Origin of the sequence: Janthinobacterium sp. 67 (assembly GCF_002797895.1) — a bacterium.
Classification (GTDB): domain Bacteria; phylum Pseudomonadota; class Gammaproteobacteria; order Burkholderiales; family Burkholderiaceae_D; genus Janthinobacterium.
The window spans coordinates 4,321,784-4,339,708 of the sequence record NZ_PGES01000001.1 but is presented as its reverse complement, the minus strand read 5'-3'; the positions used below and the strand labels follow the sequence as shown (position 1 = coordinate 4,339,708).

Genomic DNA, 17,925 nt, shown 5'->3' with positions numbered 1-17,925 from the left:
AAGGCCCAGGGCTTCTGGCCCGGTTTTTGACTGTAGCATACCGGCTGAAATGACAGAAAGAACTTTGGCCAGAATGCAAAAAAGACCACGCACGTGGTCTTTTTTGTTGTGACAAGATAACGTTTACATGGCGTAGGTCGGCTTAGCCCAGAGGGCGTAGGCCGACAACATTGTGAGCGCCATCGGTGTGTCGGATGACGTTTACCAGATGATCACGCGGTTTTCCGGAGCAACATACATCTTGTCGCCCGGTTTCACGCCAAACGCTTCATAGAAGCCAGGCTGGTTGACCATAGTGCCATTGGCGCGGTACTGGCCCGGCGAATGGGGATCGGTCTTGATCTGCACGATCTGCTGCGCTTCGCGCATCTTGCTGCGCCACACCTGGCCAAAGCCCATGTAGAAGCGCTGGTCGCCCGTCAAGCCATCGAGCACGGGCGCCGGCTTGCCGCCCAGCGAGATTTTATAGGCTTTATAGGCGATCGCCACGCCCGAGTTGTCGGCGATGTTCTCGCCCAGGGTCAGCGCGCCGTTGACGTGGTAGCCCGGCAATGGGCTGTAGCCGTCATATTGCCTGGTCAGCGCGTCGGCCTTGGCCGCGAAGTTCTTGCGGTCGGCCGGGGTCCACCAGTCGCGCAGGTTGCCGTCGCCATCGGACTGGCTGCCCTTGTCGTCGAAGCCGTGGCTGATTTCATGGCCGATGACGGCGCCGATGGCGCCATAGTTGACGGCGTCGTCCGCGTTGGCGTCAAAGAACGGCGGCTGCAGGATGGACGCCGGGAAGACGATTTCATTCATCGTCGAGCTGTAATAGGCGTTCACCGTTTGCGGCGTCATGCCCCACTCTTCGCGGTCGATCGGTTTGCCCAGCTTGGCCACCTGACGGGCGGAGCCGAAGTTGGCGGCGCGCATCATGTTGCCCACCAGATCACCCTGGACGATTTGCAGCTTCGTGTAATCGCGCCATTTGTTCGGATATGCGATCTTCGGCGTGAACTTGGCCAGCTTAGCTTGCGCTTCCTTCTTGGTCTCCGGGCTCATCCAGTCCAAGGTGTCGATGCTGTCCTTGTAGGCGGCCAGCACGTTTTTCACCAGTTCCTGCATGTGCGCCTTGCGCTCTGCCGGGAAATATTGCGCGACATACAGTTTGCCGACGGCTTCGCCCAGCACGCCTTCGACGGCGCCCACGCCACGCTTCCAGCGCGGCTGGTTTTCCTTCACGCCGCTCAGTACCGTGCCGTAGAAGGCAAAGCTTTCATCGACGAAGTTTTTCGACAGGTAGCTGGCATAGCTGCGCAGCAACTGCCATTCGAAATACGCTTTCACGGTGTCCAGGTCGGCGGACGCGAGCACCTTGTTGTAGCCGGCCAGGTAGCTTGGCTGGTTGACGATGACGTAATCGACCTTGTTGGCGATACCGAGGGCAGCCAGGCCCGACTTCAGGTCGTAGCCCGGGGTCAGGTCGTTGAGTTGATTGATGTCGGTCTTGTTGTAGCGTTTGACGGGGTCGCGGTTCTCGACCTTGGTCCATTGCACTTCAGCCAGGGCCGTTTCCAGCGCAACGACAGCCTTGGCGCGCGCGGCGGCGTTCTTGTCGCCAGCCATGGCCAGCATTTTTTCCACGTGCGCCTGGTATTTTTCCTTCACGCCAGCCTGCTTGGCTTCCAGGTAATAGTCGCGGTCGGGCATGCCCAGGCCGCTTTGACTCACGTAAGCCGCATATTTCGTCGAGGCGCGCGCATCCTGGCCCACGTAGACGGCGTACGGGGTCGACACGCCCGTCTGGCTCAGGTGGGCGATCAGGGCCGGCACGCCCTTCTTGTCGCGCAGCGAGCGGATACGGTTCAGTTCGCCGGCCAGCGGCTTCGTGCCCAGCGCTTCGAGCTTGGCTTCATCCATGTAGCTCGCGTACAGGTCGGCGATTTTCTGCGCTTCGGAACCGGCTTTCTTGGTTTTGTCCTGCTGCGTAGCGACGATGATGCCGCGCAATTGCGGCGTCGTATCGTCGCGCAGCTTGGCGAATGAACCCCAGCTCGACTTGTCGGCGGGAATCTCGGCCGTGGCCAGCCACTTGCCGTTCAAATGGGTAAAGAAATCGTCCTGCACGCGCACGGCAGGGTCAATGTACTGCACATCGATGCCGGAAACGACGCCAGCGGCGGCAGGTGCGGCAGGTGCGACACTTGGGGCCACGGTCGGAGCGGCAACGGCGGATACGGGTTCGGCGGCATGGGCAAACGCAGCCAACAGGGTCAGGGTCAGACTGCTCAAGAGATAGCGATTCACGGATTGTCCTTATGGGGCATGTCAAAAAGACCGGGCGGATGGCTTAGGGCGGATAGCCTGCCGCGCCAGGCGCTGCAGGAATGTAGCACGCGAGCATGCCATTTGACCATCCTTGCCCCCCGGGACTGCCTCCTTGCTTGCCCTTAGTTGTCCGGTATCGTCATGCCGGCGCCTCCACTGCCCATAGTCACGCCCCCCATTCCGCCCTTGCCGCCCTTGCGGCCACCGTGCTCGCCACCGGGAACGCCACGCGATTCGCTGCGGGGCATGGCGGCGTCCATCACGCGCGCCATCTGGCCGGCGATGAACTGGGTCACCATCTGGCGCTGGTTCTCGTCCAGGGCATCGTTGACGCTCAGCCACCATTCGCGCAGCTGCTTTTCTTCGGCCAGGCTCAGCGAGCTTTCCGTGTCCAGGCCGGCGAGCAAGTCGCGCAGCTCCAGCCGGGGCACCTGCAAGCCCTGCGTCACGCCTGCTTGCAAGCGTTCGCGGCGCGCCTTACGTTCGCGCAAGAGTTGGCGGGATTTCCCTTCCACCTGTTGCCACAAGGTGCTTTGATTCGCATTGAGTTTCAATTCCGCCTTGAAATCGGGCGCCATCGGCAACAAGTCTTCCAGGCGCATCTCGGCAATCGGCACGGCCGAGGCGGTCAAGGCGGTTGTGCCCAGCAGCAAGGCCAGGCCGAGACGGCGCACGGCGTTGGAAAAGGTCAGCGAGATCATGGGGGCTCCGGATAAAAAAAAGCCTGCGTCCGCGGACGCAGGCAAAACCACTTCGGGTCGAGAATGCGAATCCACTATAGGGCCGCCGCACACGCTTTTTTTCGACTCTTACAAATGCTTACTCCCCTCAAGACTCACTATACATCGCATACAAAACCGCAACATATGGCAAGCTGGCAGCCCCGTTTTCGCGCGTAGACTGGCTCCAGGCACGCTTTTTCCACGGCCGGCCCACGCCGGCAGAGATTCAGGTCTATACTTTCAACAAAGCGCCGCTCCACGGGGACTGGCGCTTGTGCAAGACACGCTAGCTGCAAAGGTGCAAAGATGGGCAAACTCAAAAATACTGGCTTGATCGGCCTGGGCGTGGTGGCCGGCGTCGCCGTGTCGCTGCAATTTTCCGCCATGGCGCAAAAGACCGTCGAACCGCCCCTGCCGCTGGAAGAGCTGCGCCAGCTGGCCGACGTGTTTGGCCTGATCAAGTCCGATTACGTCGAGCCGGTGGAAGACAAGAAACTGCTGGAAGACGCCATTTCCGGCATGGTCGCCTCGCTCGACCCCCATTCCGCCTACCTGGACAAGAAAGCCTACGCCGAGCTGCGCGAAGGCTCCGAAGGCAAGTTCGTCGGCCTGGGCATTGAAATCGGCCTCAGCGAAGACGGCTACATCAAGATCGTCTCGCCCATCGAGGATTCGCCCGCCTACCGCGCCGGCATCAAGGCCGGCGACTTGATCACCCGCCTCGACGGCCAGCCCGTGAAGGGCGTCAGCCTCGACGATAACGTCAAGCGCATGCGCGGTGAACCGGGCACCAAGGTGTCGCTGACCATTGCCCGCAAGGATGAACCGCAGCCACTGGCCTTCACCATCACGCGCGAGGAAATCCATCAAAAAAGCGTGAAGGCGAAGATGGTCGAGCCGGGCTACGCCTGGCTGCGCGTGTCGCAATTCCAGGAACCGACCGTCGACGACATGGCCGCGCAGATCACGGCGCTATATCAACAGGATCCGAACATCAAGGGCATGGTGCTGGACCTGCGCAACGATCCGGGCGGCGTGCTGCAGGGCGCCATCGGCGTCTCGGCCGCCTTCCTGCCGAAGGACGCGCCCATCGTCTCGACCAACGGCCAATTACCGGACTCGAAACAGGTATTTTATGGCCGCGCCGAATACTATAACTTCCGCTCGGAAGGCGACGCGCTGGCGAAATTGCCGCCCGCCATCAAGAAAGTACCGCTGGTAGTGCTCGTCAACACGGGTTCGGCCTCGGCCTCGGAAATCGTCGCCGGCGCCCTGCAGGATTACAAGCGCGCCACCATCATCGGCACGCAAACCTTCGGCAAGGGTTCCGTGCAAACCATCCGTCAATTGACGGCCGACACGGCCGTCAAGCTGACGACGGCCCGCTACTACACGCCGAACGGCCGCTCGATCCAGGCCAAGGGCATCGTGCCCGACCTGCTGGTCGATGAAAATGCGGACGGCGACGGCTTGAACGGCTTGCGCATCCGCGAAGCGGACCTGACCAAGCACCTGAGCAACGACCGCGACCAAGAAAGCGCCAAAGCGGCCCCCGTCAACGACGAGATGGAAGAGCAATTGCGCATCATCGCCCTGGAAAAGACCCGCAAGCCGCTGGAATTTGGCAGCAAGGACGATTTCCAATTGCACCAGGCGCTCAATCACCTGAAGGGCTTGCCGGTGCAACTGGCCAAGGCCGAACCGGTGGTGGTGCAGGCCGACGTCAAGAAAGAACAGAAGAAGTAAGCAGTTTGGGGTCAGACCCGGCGGGTCTGACCCCATCACACGCAATACCCCCAGCACCGCTCCACGCGACAAAAATCAATCTTCCGCCACACATCGCCCTGCCCCGCAACACGAAACTCTCTACAGTCGAGCACGTTTGTGTAAAATTTGCTTCACTTATCGGCGCCACGTCGATTGTCAAATTTGAAAGTTTAACCATGAAACAAGTCGTCATCAGCGGTACCGGACTGTACACGCCGCCATTTTCGATCTCCAACGAAGAACTGGTCACCTGCTTCAATGCCTACGCGGAAAAGTTCAATGCCGACAACGCCGACGCGATCGCCGCGGGCACGGTGACGGCGCTGGACCTGTCGAGCGTGGCCTTCATCGAAAAGGCGTCCGGCATCAAGTCGCGCTTCGTGATGGAAAAGGAAGGCATCCTCGACCCGGCGCGCATGGTCTCGCGCATCCCGGAACGGGGCGATGACGAACTGTCCCTGCAGGCGGAAATGGCGGTCGCCGCCGCGCGCGACGCGCTGGCCCGCGCCGGCCGCACGTCGGCCGACATCGACATGGTGCTGGTGGCCTGCAGCAACATGCAACGCGCCTACCCGGCCATGGCCGTGGAAGTGCAGGATGCGCTGGGCATCGATGGTTATGGTTTTGACATGAACGTGGCGTGCTCGTCGGCCACCTTCGGCATCCAGCAAGCCGTGGCCGCCGTGCAAAGCGGCCAGGCGCGCGCCGTGCTGGTCTTGAATCCCGAAATCACCAGCGGCCACCTGAACTGGCGCGACCGCGACAGCCATTTCATTTTCGGCGACGCCTGCACCGCCATCATCGTCGAAGCGAAAGACACGGCCGTGTCCCGGCACCAGTTCGAGATCATCGGCACGGAACTCAAAACGCGCTTCTCGAATGCCATCCGCAACAATTTCGGCTTCCTCAACCGTTTTGACGAGTCAGGCGTGGGCCAGGCCGATAAACTGTTCCGCCAGCAAGGCCGCAAGGTCTTCAAGGAAGTGTGCCCGATGGCCGCCGAGATGATCAAGGCGACCCTGGCCAAGGCCGGCGTGGAAGTGGCGCAAGTCTCCCGCTACTGGCTGCACCAGGCCAACCTGAACATGAACTTGCTGATCGCGCGCCTGATCCTGGGCCGCGACGCACAAGAGAACGAAGCGCCCGTGATCCTCGACACCTACGCCAACACCTCGTCGGCCGGTTCCATCATCGCCTTCCATAAATATCAGGATGACATGGCGGCGGGCAGCACCGGCGTCATCTGCTCGTTCGGCGCCGGCTATTCCATCGGCTGCGTGGTCGTGCGCAAGGTCTGAGCGCATGGGTGTAACATCGCTTGATTCCTTGAATTAGGCGATGTTCGGGGTGGATAGGCATGCGTTCGCGGCCACCTGGACGAAGATATAGCACTGGTTTTTTGCGATAAAGCCGCAGGAAATTTTCCGGCAGCGGCTTTGATGCGTTTATACTTAGCCGCTGAGCAACATCTTTTCCATCCGCACATCCTCCATAAGGAACCCCACACGCATGCCCCATGACATCAGCCTGATCACCACCATCGCCGCCGCCCTCGGGTTCGGCCTCATCTTCGGCTTCATTGCCGCGCGTCTGAAACTGCCGGCACTGGTCGGCTATCTGGCCGCCGGCATCATCATCGGACCGGCCACGCCCGGTTTCGTGGCGGATGCGGAAATAGCGGGACAATTGGCGGAAATCGGGGTGATGCTGATGATGTTCGGTGTCGGCCTGCACTTTTCCATCGAAGATTTATGGGACGTGCGCAAGATCGCGCTGCCCGGCGCCATCCTGCAGATCGGCGTCGCCACGGCGATGGGCATGGGCCTGGCCCACTGGTGGGGCTGGACCCTCGGTGGCGGGCTGATCTTCGGCCTGGCCCTGTCCGTGGCCAGTACCGTGGTGCTGCTGCGCGCGCTGGAAGAACGGGGCATCCTCGATTCCCTCAATGGCCGCATCGCCGTCGGCTGGCTGGTAGTGGAAGACCTCGTCACCGTGCTGGTCCTCGTGCTGCTGCCGGCGTTTGCCGGCGCGCTGGGCGGCAAGGTCGCCCCTGGCGCCGAAGCCGTCAGCCTGTGGCAAACCCTGGCCATGACCCTGGGGCAAGTGGCCGGCTTCATTCTCTTCATGCTGGTCGTCGGCCGCAAGCTGTTCCCGTGGATACTGTGGCAAGTGGCGCGCACCGGTTCGCGCGAGCTGTTCACCCTGTGCGTGATCGCCGCCGCCGTCGGCATCGCCTACGCTTCCACCAAGCTGTTCGGCGTGTCGTTCGCGCTGGGCGCCTTCTTCGCCGGCATGGTGCTGCGCGAGTCCGAACTCAGTCACCGCGCCGCGGAAGAATCCCTGCCCCTGCGCGATGCGTTCGCCGTGCTGTTCTTCGTTTCCGTCGGCATGCTGTTCGAGCCGAACATCCTCATCGACAAGCCTTTGCAAGTGCTGGCCGTGTGCGCCATCATTATCTTCGGCAAGTCGATCGCCGCCTTCCTGCTCGTGATGGCGCTGCGCTATCCGCCGAAGACGGCCATCATCGTCTCGGCCAGCCTGGCGCAGATCGGCGAGTTCTCGTTCATCCTGGCCGCGCTGGGCCTGTCCCTGGGCCTGATGCCGCAGGAAGGCCAAAGCCTGATCCTGGCCGGCGCCATCCTGTCGATCGCCCTCAACCCGCTCGTCTTCAGCATGGCCAAGCCGCTGCTGCGCGTGATCGGCAACAGCGATTTCGCTCGCAAGTTCGAACGCACGACGGATCCGCTGGCCGAGCTGCCGATGACGGTGCCGCAGGAAAAACTGTCGGGCCAGATCGTCCTCGTCGGCTATGGCCGCGTGGGCCGGCGCATCGCCGCCGCCCTGATGGAGCGGGGCATCCACTTCGTCGTGGCAGAGGAAAACCGCGAAATCGTCGACCAGCTGCGCAAGCAGGGCATTCCAGCCGTGGCCGGCAATGCAGGCGAACCGGCCGTGCTGATCCAGGCGCACATCACGCATGCCACCATGCTCGTCATCGCCACGCCGGACACCTTCCACGTGCGCGCCATGATCGAGACGGCGCGCGCGCTGAACCCCGCCATCCTGACGGTGGTGCGCACGCACAGCGAAGAAGAGGCGGAATTGCTGCGCGCGGAAAACGCGGGCAAGGTCTTCATAGGCGAGCACGAGCTGGCCAATGGCATGGCCGAGCACGTGCTGCAAAGTTTTGAGACAGCGAAGAAGGGGCATGGCCATTAAGGTTCTTTGATGCCGAACCTCTAGCCCATGCAAGTGCCGGGGTCGGATCCTGAGGGTCCGACCCCAGTTTTTTTTCCGGGTTATAAACTCGCCGCCAGCTCCGCCCCTTCGCGTATCGCCCGCTTGGCATCGAGTTCCGCCGCCAGCGCGGCGCCGCCGATCTTGTGGAAACGGGGGCCGCCAGCCTGCAAGGGCTTGCCATCCTTGTCGACGGGCGGCATGAGTTCCGTCAAGCTGTCCTGGCCCGCGCAGATGACCACGTTGTCCACCACCAGCAGGCGCTGCTCGCCGCCCACGGTGATGTGCAAGCCCTGTTCGTCGATCTTGTCATACGCCACGCCGGCCAGCATGGCCACGCCGTTTCTCGCCAAGGCCGCCCGGTGCACCCAGCCCGACGTCTTGCCCAGTCCGGCGCCCACTTTCGACGTCTTGCGCTGCAACAGGAAGATTTGCCGCACGGGATGCGGTGCCGCGGGCGGCACCAGGCCGCCGCCGGTCGCCGCGTTCAGGTCCACGCCCCACTCGCCCGCCCAGGTCGCCACGGGTTGCGGCAGCGGATGCGCCGGGTCGTGCAGCAAATACTCTCCCACGTCGAAGCCGATGCCGCCCGCGCCGATGATGGCCACGCGCGCGCCCACGGGCTTCTTGCTTTGCAGCACATCAAGGTAGGACAGCACTTTCGGGTGATCGATGCCGGGAATGGCCGGCAGGCGCACCTTGATGCCGGTGGCGACGATGACGTCGTCATAGCCGCCGGCCAGCAATTGCTCGCGCGTGACGCGCTGGCCCAGGCGCAGCCTGACGTCCAGCAGCGCCAGCCGACGGCTAAAGTAGCGGATGGTTTCCGTGAATTCTTCCTTGCCGGGAATTTGCATGGCTACCTTGAACTGGCCTCCCACGCTGTCGCTGCTGTCGAACAGGGTCACGTGATGTCCGCATTCGGCGGCCACGCAGGCGGCAGACAGTCCGGCCGGCCCGGCGCCGACGACGGCCACACGGCGCGGCACGGCCTTTTTCGCGTACACGAGTTCCGTTTCATGGCAGGCGCGCGGATTGACGAGGCAGCTGGCGCGCTTGTTGGCAAACGTGTGATCAAGGCAGGCCTGGTTGCAGCCGATGCAGGTGTTGATCTCGTCGGCGCGGCCCGAGGCGGCCTTGGCGACAAAGTCAGGATCGGCCAGGAAGGGGCGCGCCATCGACACGAGGTCGCAGTCGCCCCGCTCGAGGATGGCGTTGGCCTCATGCGGCATGTTGATGCGGTTCGAGGCCACCACGGGGATCGTCACTTCGCGGCGCAGCCGGCCCGCCACGGAAGCGAAGGCCGCGCGCGGCACCGAGGTGACGATGGTGGGCACCCGCGCCTCATGCCAGCCGAAGCCGGTATTCAAAATCGTCACGCCCGCCTGCTCCAGGGCCTTGGCCACCGCCACCACGTCATCCCAGGTATTGCCGCCCTCGACCAGGTCGAGCAGGGAATGGCGGTACATGATGATGAAGTTGGGGCCGACGGCGGCGCGGATGCGGCGCACGATGTCCACGGGCAGGCGCATGCGGTTCTCGATGCTGCCGCCCCAGCGGTCCTGGCGCAGATTCGTGCGCGCACACAGGAACTGGTTCAACAGATAGCCCTCGCTGCCCATCACTTCGATGCCGTCGTATCCCGCCTTTTGCGCCAGGCGCGCGCAGCGCACGTAGTCGCAGATCGTGCGTTCGATGCCGCGTTCGCTCAAGGGACGGGGACGGAACGGGGAAATCGGCGACTTTTTTGCCGACGCCGAGACGACGAACGGCTGATAGCCATAGCGGCCCGCATGCAGGATCTGCATGACGATCTTGCCGCCCTCCTCGTGCACGGCGCGCGTCACCTTGCGGTGGTTGGGCACGTCGCCGAGGAAATTCAAGGTCCCGCCGAACGGCAGCAGCCAGCCCTGGCGGTTCGGCGAAATGCCGCCCGTGACGATCAGCCCCACGCCGCCGCGCGCCCGTTCGCGGTAAAACGCGGCGAGCTTGCCATAATGATAAAAGCGGTCTTCCAGGCCCGTGTGCATGGACCCCATGATGACTCGGTTGCGCAAGGTGGTAAAACCCAGGTCGAGCGGGGCCAGCAGATGGGGATAGGCAGTCATGGTGATCGGTCCGGTAGTAGTGGTTGCAGGCCGTACGGTAGCAAGCATTGCCGATCGCCGCAGCGACTTTCTCTAGACCGGGAGTTCTAAATCGCCCGGCGCAGCGGCCGGCGACGCTTACGGCTTGTGCCGGCCGGTACTTTCCCGTAGGCTAGGTGCATGACGCGATTCTTCCTTTGCCTGCTGATGCTGTGCGCCGTCCCCGCTACCGCGCTGGCGCAGGCGATACGCCTGGACAAGCTCAAGGTCGAGGTCAAGCGCATCGAGGTCGACGGGCAGCGCATGTATGAAGTCGATGCCAGCGCCAGCGTGCAGGCGCCGTCGGCGTCCGTGTGGAAGACCCTGACCACCTACGAGCGCATGAATGAATTCGTGCCCGACCTCAGTTCCTGCCGCGTGCTGTCGCGCAACGGCAATGAAGTCATCATCGAGCAGCAGGGTATGGCGCGCTTCCTGTTCATGAACCACGCCATCCACCTGGTGGTGCGGGCCACGGAAACGCCGTTCACGTCCATCGACATCGCCCTGATCTCCGGCGACATGCGGCATTATGAATCGCGCTGGAATCTGTATCCCGTGCCCGAGACGGGCGGCACGCGCATCGTCTTTTCCAGCCGGCTGATGCCGGGCTTCTATGTGCCCGGCATGCTGGGCACGACCATGATACGCGGCGATATCGAGCGCATGATGGCGGCCGTGCTGGCCCGCATCGACAGCCAGCACATGGAAAAGTCAGGCTGAATTACGCCAGATAGGTATCGCGGTCGCGGATTTCCGCGAAGTTTTCCAGGCTGCCCAATTTGACCGTAACGGGGTTCAGGCTGGCTTGCGGCTGCATCGAACGCCAGGCGAACAGCCATTCCTGCTCAACGGCCTCGGCGCGCGTCTTGGTGAAGGCGGCGCCCAGGGCCGCGCGCTGGCCATATTCGACCAGGCCATCGATGCCTGCCCAGCTGGGCAAGGTGCGCTGTACGGCGCGGTGCAGGCGTTCGCCGAATTCTTCCGTATTGTGGATGATCAGGCAAGCGTCGGCCGGGGCGAACAGGTCGAACAATTGCTTGTCCCACACTTGCGAAAAACTCAGGGTCAGACAATTGCCCGCAGGGGTCAGGCGGAACTGGCCCAGGCTCAGCGCCTGCTCGAGTTCGCTGCGCTGGCCGTAGCGGTGCAGGGTGGGGGGACGTTTGTAATCGTGCATGCTGGACTCGTTCTTCAATAGTAGGGTGAACCGGCGCGCCGCTTAACGTGGCGGGCGGATATGGCGCCGGATGCGCTGGGCCGTCGCGGCCAGGTAAATTTCGCGCAGTAAATAAATAAAACAGCCGATCAGGCAAAGCACGGCCAGCACAAAGAAGGCCGCGATGTATTTGTCCAGGGTCAGGTTCAGAATATCGCCCAAAAACAGCATGGCGATGATGACGCAGACGAAGAAACCGCACGCCGTGCTCAGCGAAATCGAGTAATTGATCAGATGGGTACGCCGATACAGGGTATCTAGCTCATCCATATAGAAATCGTTGTAGCCGATATCGAGCCGGTCTTCCAGCACGCGCGTGCGGTCGATGATGCGGCCCAGGCGGTTGGTCAGCACCACCAGCATGGTGCCAATACCGGTCAACAGGAAAACCGGCGCAATCGCCAGCTGGATGATATGGCCGATGTCGCCGATCTGTATGTTCATGGATAAAAAGTCGTGGGTTCACACCGGCGCCCGACCGTGGCGCCAGCACAGGCCATAGTGTAGCAGGTGGCGCACGCCGGCTGGCCGCTTTGCCAACCGGCGTGTCGCATGGTCATGCGAAGCCGCGTCCCGGCACGAAGCGCTCGGTGGCGCGCACCAGCGCCGAAGCGATGCCGTGCTCGAGCGCGCCATGGCCCGCATCCGGTATCATTTCCAGCTGCGCGCCGGGCCAGGCCTGCTGCAGCCGGTAAGCCGACAGCGGCGGGCAGATGGCGTCGTAACGGCCCTGCACGATGACCGCCGGCAAATGCGCGATGCGTCCCATGTTGCGGATCAGCTGGTCTTCCTCGAAGAAACCGAGATTGGCCATGTAATGCGATTCGAGCCGGCCCACGCCCAGGTCCAGCGCATCGTTCGGCACGTCCTCGGGCTGCGGCATCAGGTAGACGCGGCGGCCTTCGAAGCGGCTCCAGGCACGCGCGGCCGGCCAGTACACGGCGGGATCGCTGCTGAGGATGCGTTGCACGTAGGCCGCCAGCAAGTCGCCCCGTTCTTCCGGCGGAATCGGCGCGGCGAATTCCGCGTACAGTTCCGGATAGAACCAGCGCACGCCTTCGATGAACCAGTCGATTTCCGCCTGCGTGCACAGGAAAATGCCGCGCAGCACGAAACCGAGGCAAGCCGCGGGATGCGCCTGGCCATACGCCAGCGCCAGGGTCGAGCCCCAGGAGCCGCCAAACACCAGCCATTGGGCAATGCCGAACTGGGCGCGCAGGCGTTCGATGTCTTCGATCAGCAGCTGCGTCGTGTTGTTGCGCCATTCGCCCAGCGGCGTGGACTTGCCGGCGCCGCGCTGGTCGAACAGGATCACGCGGTAGCGCTGCGGATCGAAGAAGCGGCGGTGCTGCGGCGACAGGCCCGCGCCGGGGCCGCCATGCAGGAACAGCACGGGGATGCCGTCGGGGTTGCCGCACTCTTCCCAGTAAATGGTGTGGATGTCATCGACCGCCAGCATGCCGTGCCGGTTCGGCGACAGGACGGGAAACAAAGGTGTCAGGGAATCGGGCATGGCGGTCCTTGGAATGGCGATCAGGGCGCCAGGCGCGAGTCCTGGCAACTGTTCCAATTATAGTGCGCGCCCGGTGCCTCAGGCCAGCAGCAAAGGCAGGCGGTTCGACGACTTGATTTCACGCATCGACAGGCTGGACTGGATTTCCGCCACGCCAGGCAGGCGGCGCAGCACGGTCGAGACGAATTCGCCATACGCTTCCAGGTCGCGCGCCACCACTTGCAGGAAATAATCGGCTTCGCCCGCCACGTTGTGGCACGACAAAATTTCTGGAATCGTCGCGATGGCCTGCTCGAACTGCGACGGCTGCTCGCCGCCGTGGTTGGCAAACACGACCCGCACGAACGCGACGAGGCCGATGCCCAGCTTCTTACGGTTGAGCAAAGCCTGGTAGCCCGTGATAAAACCTTCGTCTTCCAGGCGGCGCAAGCGGCGCCAGACGGGGGTTTCACTGAGTTTCAAGCGCTCGGCCAGGCGCGCATTCGACAGCCTTCCTTCATCCTGCAACAGCCTGAGTATCTGCAAATCGGTGGCGTCGAGGCTAACTTCTGAAATTTTCATCTAATTTTTGTTTTTATACGAGTGGAATCTACCCGAATACTAGGGCATGCAGGGAAGGAAAAGCAAGCACATTTCATCGCAGCGGGAACATAATGGGACCCGGCGAGCAGGCTGCACCGTGCGCATGCTCCCGCTTTTCTTTTCGACTGGCCCATGTCCGATTCTACCTTCCTGATGTACCTGCTGGCACTGGCCGGCGCGTTTTTATTACCGGGCCCCGACATGGCGCTGGTGCTGGCGACGGGCGCCGCGCGCGGCGTGGCCACGGCGCTGGTGACGGCCGTGGGCATCGCCGGCGCGCGCGCCGTCCACGTGGCGCTGTCTGGCGCGGGCCTGGCGGCGCTGATGGTGACGCATCCGCAAGCCTTGCAGTGGGTCAAATGGGCCGGCGCCGCCTACCTGCTGTACCTGGCGCTGCGCCTGCTGCAGTCGGCCCTGTCGAGCAAAACGGCGCAGGAAGAAACCGCCCCCGCCACGGCGCATGGCGCCCGCGCCAGCCTGGTGCGCGGCTTCCTGACGAATCTGCTCAATCCGAAGGCACTGCTGTTTTGCAGCATGTTCCTGCCGCAATTCGTCGCCGGCAGCGAGCAGGTCGGCATGCAATACCTGCGCCTGGGCGCCGTCCTGGTGCTGATGGGCCTGCTGTTCGACGCCCTGTACGCCGTGCTGGCCGCGCGCCTGGCGCGCCGCCTGCGCGGCAAACCCTCGCCTTACGGCAAGTTCGTGCTGCCCACCGTATTCGTCTTGCTGGCCGGGCGGCTGGTGCTGGGCTGACCTGCTTTAGCGTCGGCAAAGAAGGCGGGGTAGTCGTTCAACAAGCCGCGCTCACGATCGTTGACCTTGCGAAATTGCCGCAGCGACGGCGCCATGGCCCGGCCCGCATCCCAGGTGCGCCAGGCGTTCGGCGCATCGAACTGCGCCAACAAGGCGTCGCCCAGATCCTGGTATACGGCCGCCATCTGCGGCTTTGCCTGCAGCACTTGCAGATACAAGGCCGTCGCTTGCGGCCATTGCCCCAGCTTGGCGCGCAAATTCCCCTCGAACAGCGCCAATACGGCCTGATCCGCCCCCATTTGCTTCCTCAATTCCTGCACGCCGGCCAGCGCGGCCGCGATGCCCTCCTTGTCCTTGGCCAGCAATCCCCGCGTCAAGTCATGGATGGGCTGGCATTCCTGCATGGCCTGCCGTTGCTCCGGCGAGAGTTTTTCGACCAGCGCGCCCGTGGAAAAATGGTCTTCCAGCATGGTCAAGAAAGCTTCGAAGGGCTTTTCTTCGGCAAAGAGCTTTTCCGCTTCGGCCCGCAGCGCCGGATGCACCTGCGGTCCCGGCGGTGGCAGCGACGCCGCCTGCGCCAGCACGCTTTCGAGCGGCGGTGCATCGGCCCCCAGCGGGCGTGGCCGGTAGGCGGCCAGGGTATACGTGGCGGGCGCCCCCGCCGTCATGGCGCTGATGCGGAAATGGCGCGCGACCTTGCCGCCCACCTCCTCGTAGTGCAAGGTGAATGCGGCGGGAATGCGCTTGCCGTCGGCCAGCATCTTCAGCACCAGCGGATGGCCGCCCCAGGTGTAGCGCAAATACTGGGCAAACGCCGTCGCATCGTCGTTACTGACGGGGCTGCCGGCAATGCCCAGGCGCAGCAGGGGCTGCTCATCGAGCGACCACAGCACGGCGCCATCGAGTATCTGGGGCACGAGCGCATTGCGCCGCCTTGCCGCCGGCACGGACAACGCTTGCTCTTCATACACGGGCGGCGTGACGTGGGCTTGCAAGCCGCCAGCCTTGAGCGCGCCGGCCATACCCTGACGGTGCTCTATCTCGATGCGGCGAAAACCCGCCACGTCGAACAGCGAATACGTGTCGTAGGTGGACGCCGCCGTATCGATCACGTAGCGGCGGCGCGTGGCAAAGTCCAGCACGGCCAAGGCCTTGCCATCGCGCACGCTCAGGTAATGTTCGCCCAGCACGACATCGCTTTCCTGCGTAGTGTGCGCGGGCAGGCTGGTTTTCACGCCGGGCTGGTTGACGCGCTCGGTCGTGACCGTGACGTGGAACGCGACGCTGGCCTGGGCCGCGCCGGCGCCCAGGAAAAGGATGGCGGCCACGCTGGCGCGGCGCAAGGCGGGAACGAGGATCATGGAGATGATGTAGTGGAGAAATGCTGATTCTAAGGCAAATCCGGCCATCCCCTTGTTTTGCTGGCAAGCATAAAAAAAGACAGCCGCAGCTGTCTTTTTTGTTTTACCTCAACAACGATTACGACATGTGCTGGCCGCCGTTGATGGAGATGTTGGCGCCCGTGACGAACGCCGCTTCGTCGGAAGCCAGGTAGGCCACCAGGCCGGCCACTTCTTCCGGCTTGCCCAGGCGCGCCATCGGAATTTGCGGGATGATTTTGCTGTCGAGCACTTCCTGTGGGATCGCCATGACCATCTTGGTGCCGATGTAGCCTGGCGAGATGGTGTTGACGGTGACGTTCTTGCGCGCCACTTCCAGCGCCAGCGACTTGGTGAAACCATGCATGCCGGCTTTCGCGGCCGAATAGTTGGTCTGGCCGAAAGCGCCCTTCTGGCCGTTCACGGACGAGATATTGATGATACGGCCCCAGCCGCGTTCCACCATGCCATCGCAGACGGGCTTGGTCATGTTGAACACGGAATCGAGGTTGGTGCTCATCACGGCATCCCAGTTCGGCTTGTCCATCTTCTTGAACGTCATGTCGCGCGTGATGCCGGCATTATTCACCAGCACGTCGACGGGACCGATGTCCTTTTCCACGGCCGCCACGCAGGCAGCCGCCGAATCGTAGTCGGCCACGTCGCAAGGATAGGCCTTGAAGTCGTAACCCATGTCCTTCGTCGTCGCCAGCCAGTCAGCGACCTTCGGATTGCCTGGGGAATATGTGGTCACCACGCGATAGCCGAGGGCCGCCAGCTTGAAACACACCGCTTCGCCCAGACCGCCCATGCCACCAGTTACCAATGCAACTCTTGCCATTTTCATCCCCTCAGTGTCGTTCTATTGCTAAAAAGTTAATTATTTATTTATAGCAGTCCAAAACCGCTACATGACGGCGGCGTACCGCATCGCAGCCAAGCGTAGCGAGCGGCGATGATTTGTGGCTAAGAAGCGCAACCGTGCTCTAGCACGGTGAGCATCGCAGGCCGCAAAGCGCGCCGCGCAGTAGCTTGGGTGCGGTGCCAGCTACTTAATCGCGCTCGATTGCGAGAGCTACACCCATGCCGCCGCCGATGCACAGTGCTGCCAAACCTTTCTTGGCGTCGCGGCGTATCATTTCGTGGATCAGGGTGACCAGGATGCGCGCGCCGGACGCGCCGATCGGGTGGCCGATGGCGATCGCGCCGCCGTTCACGTTGATCTTGCTGGTATCCCAGCCCATTTCCTTGTTGACGGCAATCGCTTGCGCGGCAAACGCTTCGTTAATTTCCATCAGGTCCAGCTCTTCATGCGTCCAGCCGGCTTTTTTCAAGCACAGACGCGATGCGGAGACGGGGCCCATGCCCATGACGGCCGGGTCCAGGCCCGACGAAGCGTAGGCCTTGATGCGTGCCAGCGGCTTCAAGCCCAGTTCTTTCGCTTGCGAAGCGGACATCATGATGACGGCGGCGGCGCCGTCGTTCAGGCCCGATGCATTGCCGGCGGTAACAGTACCGTCCTTGGCGAACGCGGGGCGCAGGCCGGACAGCGATTCCAGGGTCGAACCGGGCTTGATGTATTCGTCGCTGTCGAAGACGACGGTGCCTTTTTTGTTGGCGATTTCCAGCGGCAGGATTTCATCCTTGAACTTGCCCGCTTTTTGCGCCGCTTCGGCCTTCAGTTGCGACTGCAGCGCGAATTCATCCTGCTCGGCGCGCGTCACTTCGTATTTCTTGGCGACGTTTTCCGCCGTGATGCCCATGTGGTACTGGTTGTACACGTCCCACAGGCCGTCGACGATCATGGTATCGATCATCTTGAAGTCGCCCATGCGGAAACCGTCGCGCGAGCCGTTCATCGCGTGCGGCGAAGCGCTCATGTTTTCCTGGCCGCCGGCGATGATGATGTTGGCGTCGCCGCACTTGATCGCTTGCGCCGCCAGGTGCGTGGCCTTCAGGCCGCTGCCGCAGACTTTATTGATGGTGAAAGCGGGAATGCTGCTCGGCAGGCCAGCCTTGATGACGGCCTGGCGCGCGGCGTTCTGGCCGACGGCGGCCGTCAGCACCTGGCCCAGGATCGCTTCGCCGATCAGGTTCGGGTCGATGCCGGTTTGTGCCAGCAAGCCCTTGATTACATGCGCACCCAGTTCGGACGCAGGAATCTTGGCCAGGCTGCCACCGAATTTGCCGACTGCGGTACGGCCAGCGGCCACGATTACGACATCATCCATTTATTTCTCCGATATGCAGGCCACGAGGGCCAAGGTCAAGGTGTTAATAGAATCCAATGAGAATCCGGGAAGACACAGCAAGCTGCGTT

The 17,925-nt window shown here is 62.7% G+C and carries 15 protein-coding genes; 5 read left to right on the top strand and 10 right to left on the bottom strand.

Annotated elements, in window-relative coordinates; all coding sequences use genetic code 11:
- Positions 1-201: 201 nt before the first annotated feature.
- Together CLU90_RS19435 and CLU90_RS19430 are read right to left on the bottom strand one after the other, a co-directional pair.
- Positions 202-2,286, bottom strand: coding sequence for a M13 family metallopeptidase (locus CLU90_RS19435; protein WP_092713352.1), 2,085 nt, complete (start codon positions 2,284-2,286; stop codon positions 202-204).
- A 143-nt stretch (positions 2,287-2,429) separates the two neighbouring features.
- Positions 2,430-3,008 carry a hypothetical protein gene (locus CLU90_RS19430; protein ID WP_100428716.1) on the bottom strand — a complete coding sequence of 193 codons (579 nt, stop codon included), beginning with the start codon at positions 3,006-3,008 and terminating at the stop codon, positions 2,430-2,432.
- 327 nt (positions 3,009-3,335) lie between these two features.
- Here CLU90_RS19430 and CLU90_RS19425 point away from each other — a divergent pair, with 327 nt between their 5' ends.
- The 3 genes from CLU90_RS19425 to ybaL all read left to right on the top strand — a co-directional run bounded on the left by CLU90_RS19425 (position 3,336) and on the right by ybaL (position 8,015).
- Positions 3,336-4,775, top strand: coding sequence for a S41 family peptidase (locus tag CLU90_RS19425; RefSeq protein ID WP_092713348.1), 1,440 nt, complete (start codon positions 3,336-3,338; stop codon positions 4,773-4,775).
- Between the two features lie 197 nt (positions 4,776-4,972).
- A complete protein-coding gene (locus tag CLU90_RS19420) occupies positions 4,973-6,094 on the top strand; it encodes a beta-ketoacyl-ACP synthase III (RefSeq protein WP_100428715.1) in 1,122 nt (373 codons plus the stop codon).
- A 211-nt stretch (positions 6,095-6,305) separates the two neighbouring features.
- Complete coding sequence (gene ybaL, locus CLU90_RS19415) at positions 6,306-8,015, top strand: YbaL family putative K(+) efflux transporter (RefSeq protein WP_100428714.1); 1,710 nt, start codon at positions 6,306-6,308, stop codon at positions 8,013-8,015.
- Between the two features lie 80 nt (positions 8,016-8,095).
- On the opposite strand, the gene CLU90_RS19410 is transcribed toward ybaL, so the two are convergent.
- Positions 8,096-10,141, bottom strand: a complete 2,046-nt coding sequence (locus CLU90_RS19410; RefSeq protein ID WP_100428713.1) for an NADPH-dependent 2,4-dienoyl-CoA reductase — start codon at positions 10,139-10,141, stop codon at positions 8,096-8,098.
- A 159-nt stretch (positions 10,142-10,300) separates the two neighbouring features.
- Between CLU90_RS19410 and CLU90_RS19405 the strand changes: the two genes are divergently transcribed.
- Entirely contained in the window at positions 10,301-10,882 is a 582-nt protein-coding gene (locus CLU90_RS19405; protein ID WP_232731264.1) for an SRPBCC family protein, read from the top strand.
- 1 nt (position 10,883) lies between these two features.
- Here the strand turns inward: CLU90_RS19405 and CLU90_RS19400 are convergent, their stop codons facing one another.
- From CLU90_RS19400 to CLU90_RS19385, 4 genes are all read right to left on the bottom strand, one after another.
- Positions 10,884-11,339 carry a hypothetical protein gene (locus tag CLU90_RS19400; protein ID WP_092713340.1) on the bottom strand — a complete coding sequence of 152 codons (456 nt, stop codon included), beginning with the start codon at positions 11,337-11,339 and terminating at the stop codon, positions 10,884-10,886.
- 42 nt (positions 11,340-11,381) lie between these two features.
- The gene (locus tag CLU90_RS19395; protein ID WP_092713338.1) at positions 11,382-11,822 is read right to left on the bottom strand and encodes a DUF2721 domain-containing protein; all 441 of its coding nucleotides are present in this window, start codon (positions 11,820-11,822) and stop codon (positions 11,382-11,384) included.
- Between the two features lie 112 nt (positions 11,823-11,934).
- Positions 11,935-12,891 carry a prolyl aminopeptidase gene (gene pip / locus CLU90_RS19390; protein ID WP_100428712.1) on the bottom strand — a complete coding sequence of 319 codons (957 nt, stop codon included), beginning with the start codon at positions 12,889-12,891 and terminating at the stop codon, positions 11,935-11,937.
- A gap of 78 nt (positions 12,892-12,969) precedes the next feature.
- Complete coding sequence (locus CLU90_RS19385) at positions 12,970-13,452, bottom strand: Lrp/AsnC family transcriptional regulator (protein ID WP_076564899.1); 483 nt, start codon at positions 13,450-13,452, stop codon at positions 12,970-12,972.
- Positions 13,453-13,605: 153 nt separating this feature from the next.
- On the opposite strand from CLU90_RS19385, the gene CLU90_RS19380 reads away from it, so the two are divergent.
- On the top strand, positions 13,606-14,226 hold the full coding sequence (locus tag CLU90_RS19380; protein WP_232731263.1) for a LysE family translocator: 621 nt from the start codon (positions 13,606-13,608) through the stop codon (positions 14,224-14,226).
- Here the strand turns inward: CLU90_RS19380 and CLU90_RS19375 are convergent.
- The 3 genes from CLU90_RS19375 to CLU90_RS19365 all read right to left on the bottom strand — a co-directional run bounded on the left by CLU90_RS19375 (position 14,163) and on the right by CLU90_RS19365 (position 17,836).
- Positions 14,163-15,587: a hypothetical protein gene (locus CLU90_RS19375; protein WP_157808860.1), complete on the bottom strand. Its 1,425-nt coding sequence runs from the start codon at positions 15,585-15,587 to the stop codon at positions 14,163-14,165. The two genes, CLU90_RS19380 and CLU90_RS19375, sit on opposite strands and share 64 nt — an antisense overlap.
- 118 nt (positions 15,588-15,705) lie before the next feature.
- Positions 15,706-16,446 (bottom strand): acetoacetyl-CoA reductase, encoded by a 741-nt coding sequence (gene phbB, locus CLU90_RS19370; RefSeq protein ID WP_092713330.1) that lies wholly within the window; start codon positions 16,444-16,446, stop codon positions 15,706-15,708.
- A gap of 211 nt (positions 16,447-16,657) precedes the next feature.
- Complete coding sequence (locus tag CLU90_RS19365; protein ID WP_035823614.1) at positions 16,658-17,836, bottom strand: acetyl-CoA C-acetyltransferase; 1,179 nt, start codon at positions 17,834-17,836, stop codon at positions 16,658-16,660.
- Between the last annotated feature and the right edge of the window lie 89 nt (positions 17,837-17,925).

What these genes read in the sequence shown, in the direction of transcription:
- CLU90_RS19425 (WP_092713348.1), top strand. Translation starts at nt 3,336, where the DNA reads ATGGGCAAACTCAAAAATACTGGCTTGATCGGCCTGGGCGTGGTGGCC.
- pip (WP_100428712.1), bottom strand. Translation starts at nt 12,891, where the DNA reads ATGCCCGATTCCCTGACACCTTTGTTTCCCGTCCTGTCGCCGAACCGG.
- phbB (WP_092713330.1), bottom strand. Translation starts at nt 16,446, where the DNA reads ATGGCAAGAGTTGCATTGGTAACTGGTGGCATGGGCGGTCTGGGCGAA.
- CLU90_RS19405 (WP_232731264.1), top strand. Translation starts at nt 10,301, where the DNA reads ATGACGCGATTCTTCCTTTGCCTGCTGATGCTGTGCGCCGTCCCCGCT.
- CLU90_RS19375 (WP_157808860.1), bottom strand. Translation starts at nt 15,587, where the DNA reads ATGATCCTCGTTCCCGCCTTGCGCCGCGCCAGCGTGGCCGCCATCCTT.
- CLU90_RS19395 (WP_092713338.1), bottom strand. Translation starts at nt 11,822, where the DNA reads ATGAACATACAGATCGGCGACATCGGCCATATCATCCAGCTGGCGATT.
- CLU90_RS19365 (WP_035823614.1), bottom strand. Translation starts at nt 17,836, where the DNA reads ATGGATGATGTCGTAATCGTGGCCGCTGGCCGTACCGCAGTCGGCAAA.
- CLU90_RS19400 (WP_092713340.1), bottom strand. Translation starts at nt 11,339, where the DNA reads ATGCACGATTACAAACGTCCCCCCACCCTGCACCGCTACGGCCAGCGC.
- CLU90_RS19420 (WP_100428715.1), top strand. Translation starts at nt 4,973, where the DNA reads ATGAAACAAGTCGTCATCAGCGGTACCGGACTGTACACGCCGCCATTT.
- CLU90_RS19385 (WP_076564899.1), bottom strand. Translation starts at nt 13,452, where the DNA reads ATGAAAATTTCAGAAGTTAGCCTCGACGCCACCGATTTGCAGATACTC.
- CLU90_RS19380 (WP_232731263.1), top strand. Translation starts at nt 13,606, where the DNA reads ATGTCCGATTCTACCTTCCTGATGTACCTGCTGGCACTGGCCGGCGCG.
- CLU90_RS19410 (WP_100428713.1), bottom strand. Translation starts at nt 10,141, where the DNA reads ATGACTGCCTATCCCCATCTGCTGGCCCCGCTCGACCTGGGTTTTACC.
- CLU90_RS19430 (WP_100428716.1), bottom strand. Translation starts at nt 3,008, where the DNA reads ATGATCTCGCTGACCTTTTCCAACGCCGTGCGCCGTCTCGGCCTGGCC.
- ybaL (WP_100428714.1), top strand. Translation starts at nt 6,306, where the DNA reads ATGCCCCATGACATCAGCCTGATCACCACCATCGCCGCCGCCCTCGGG.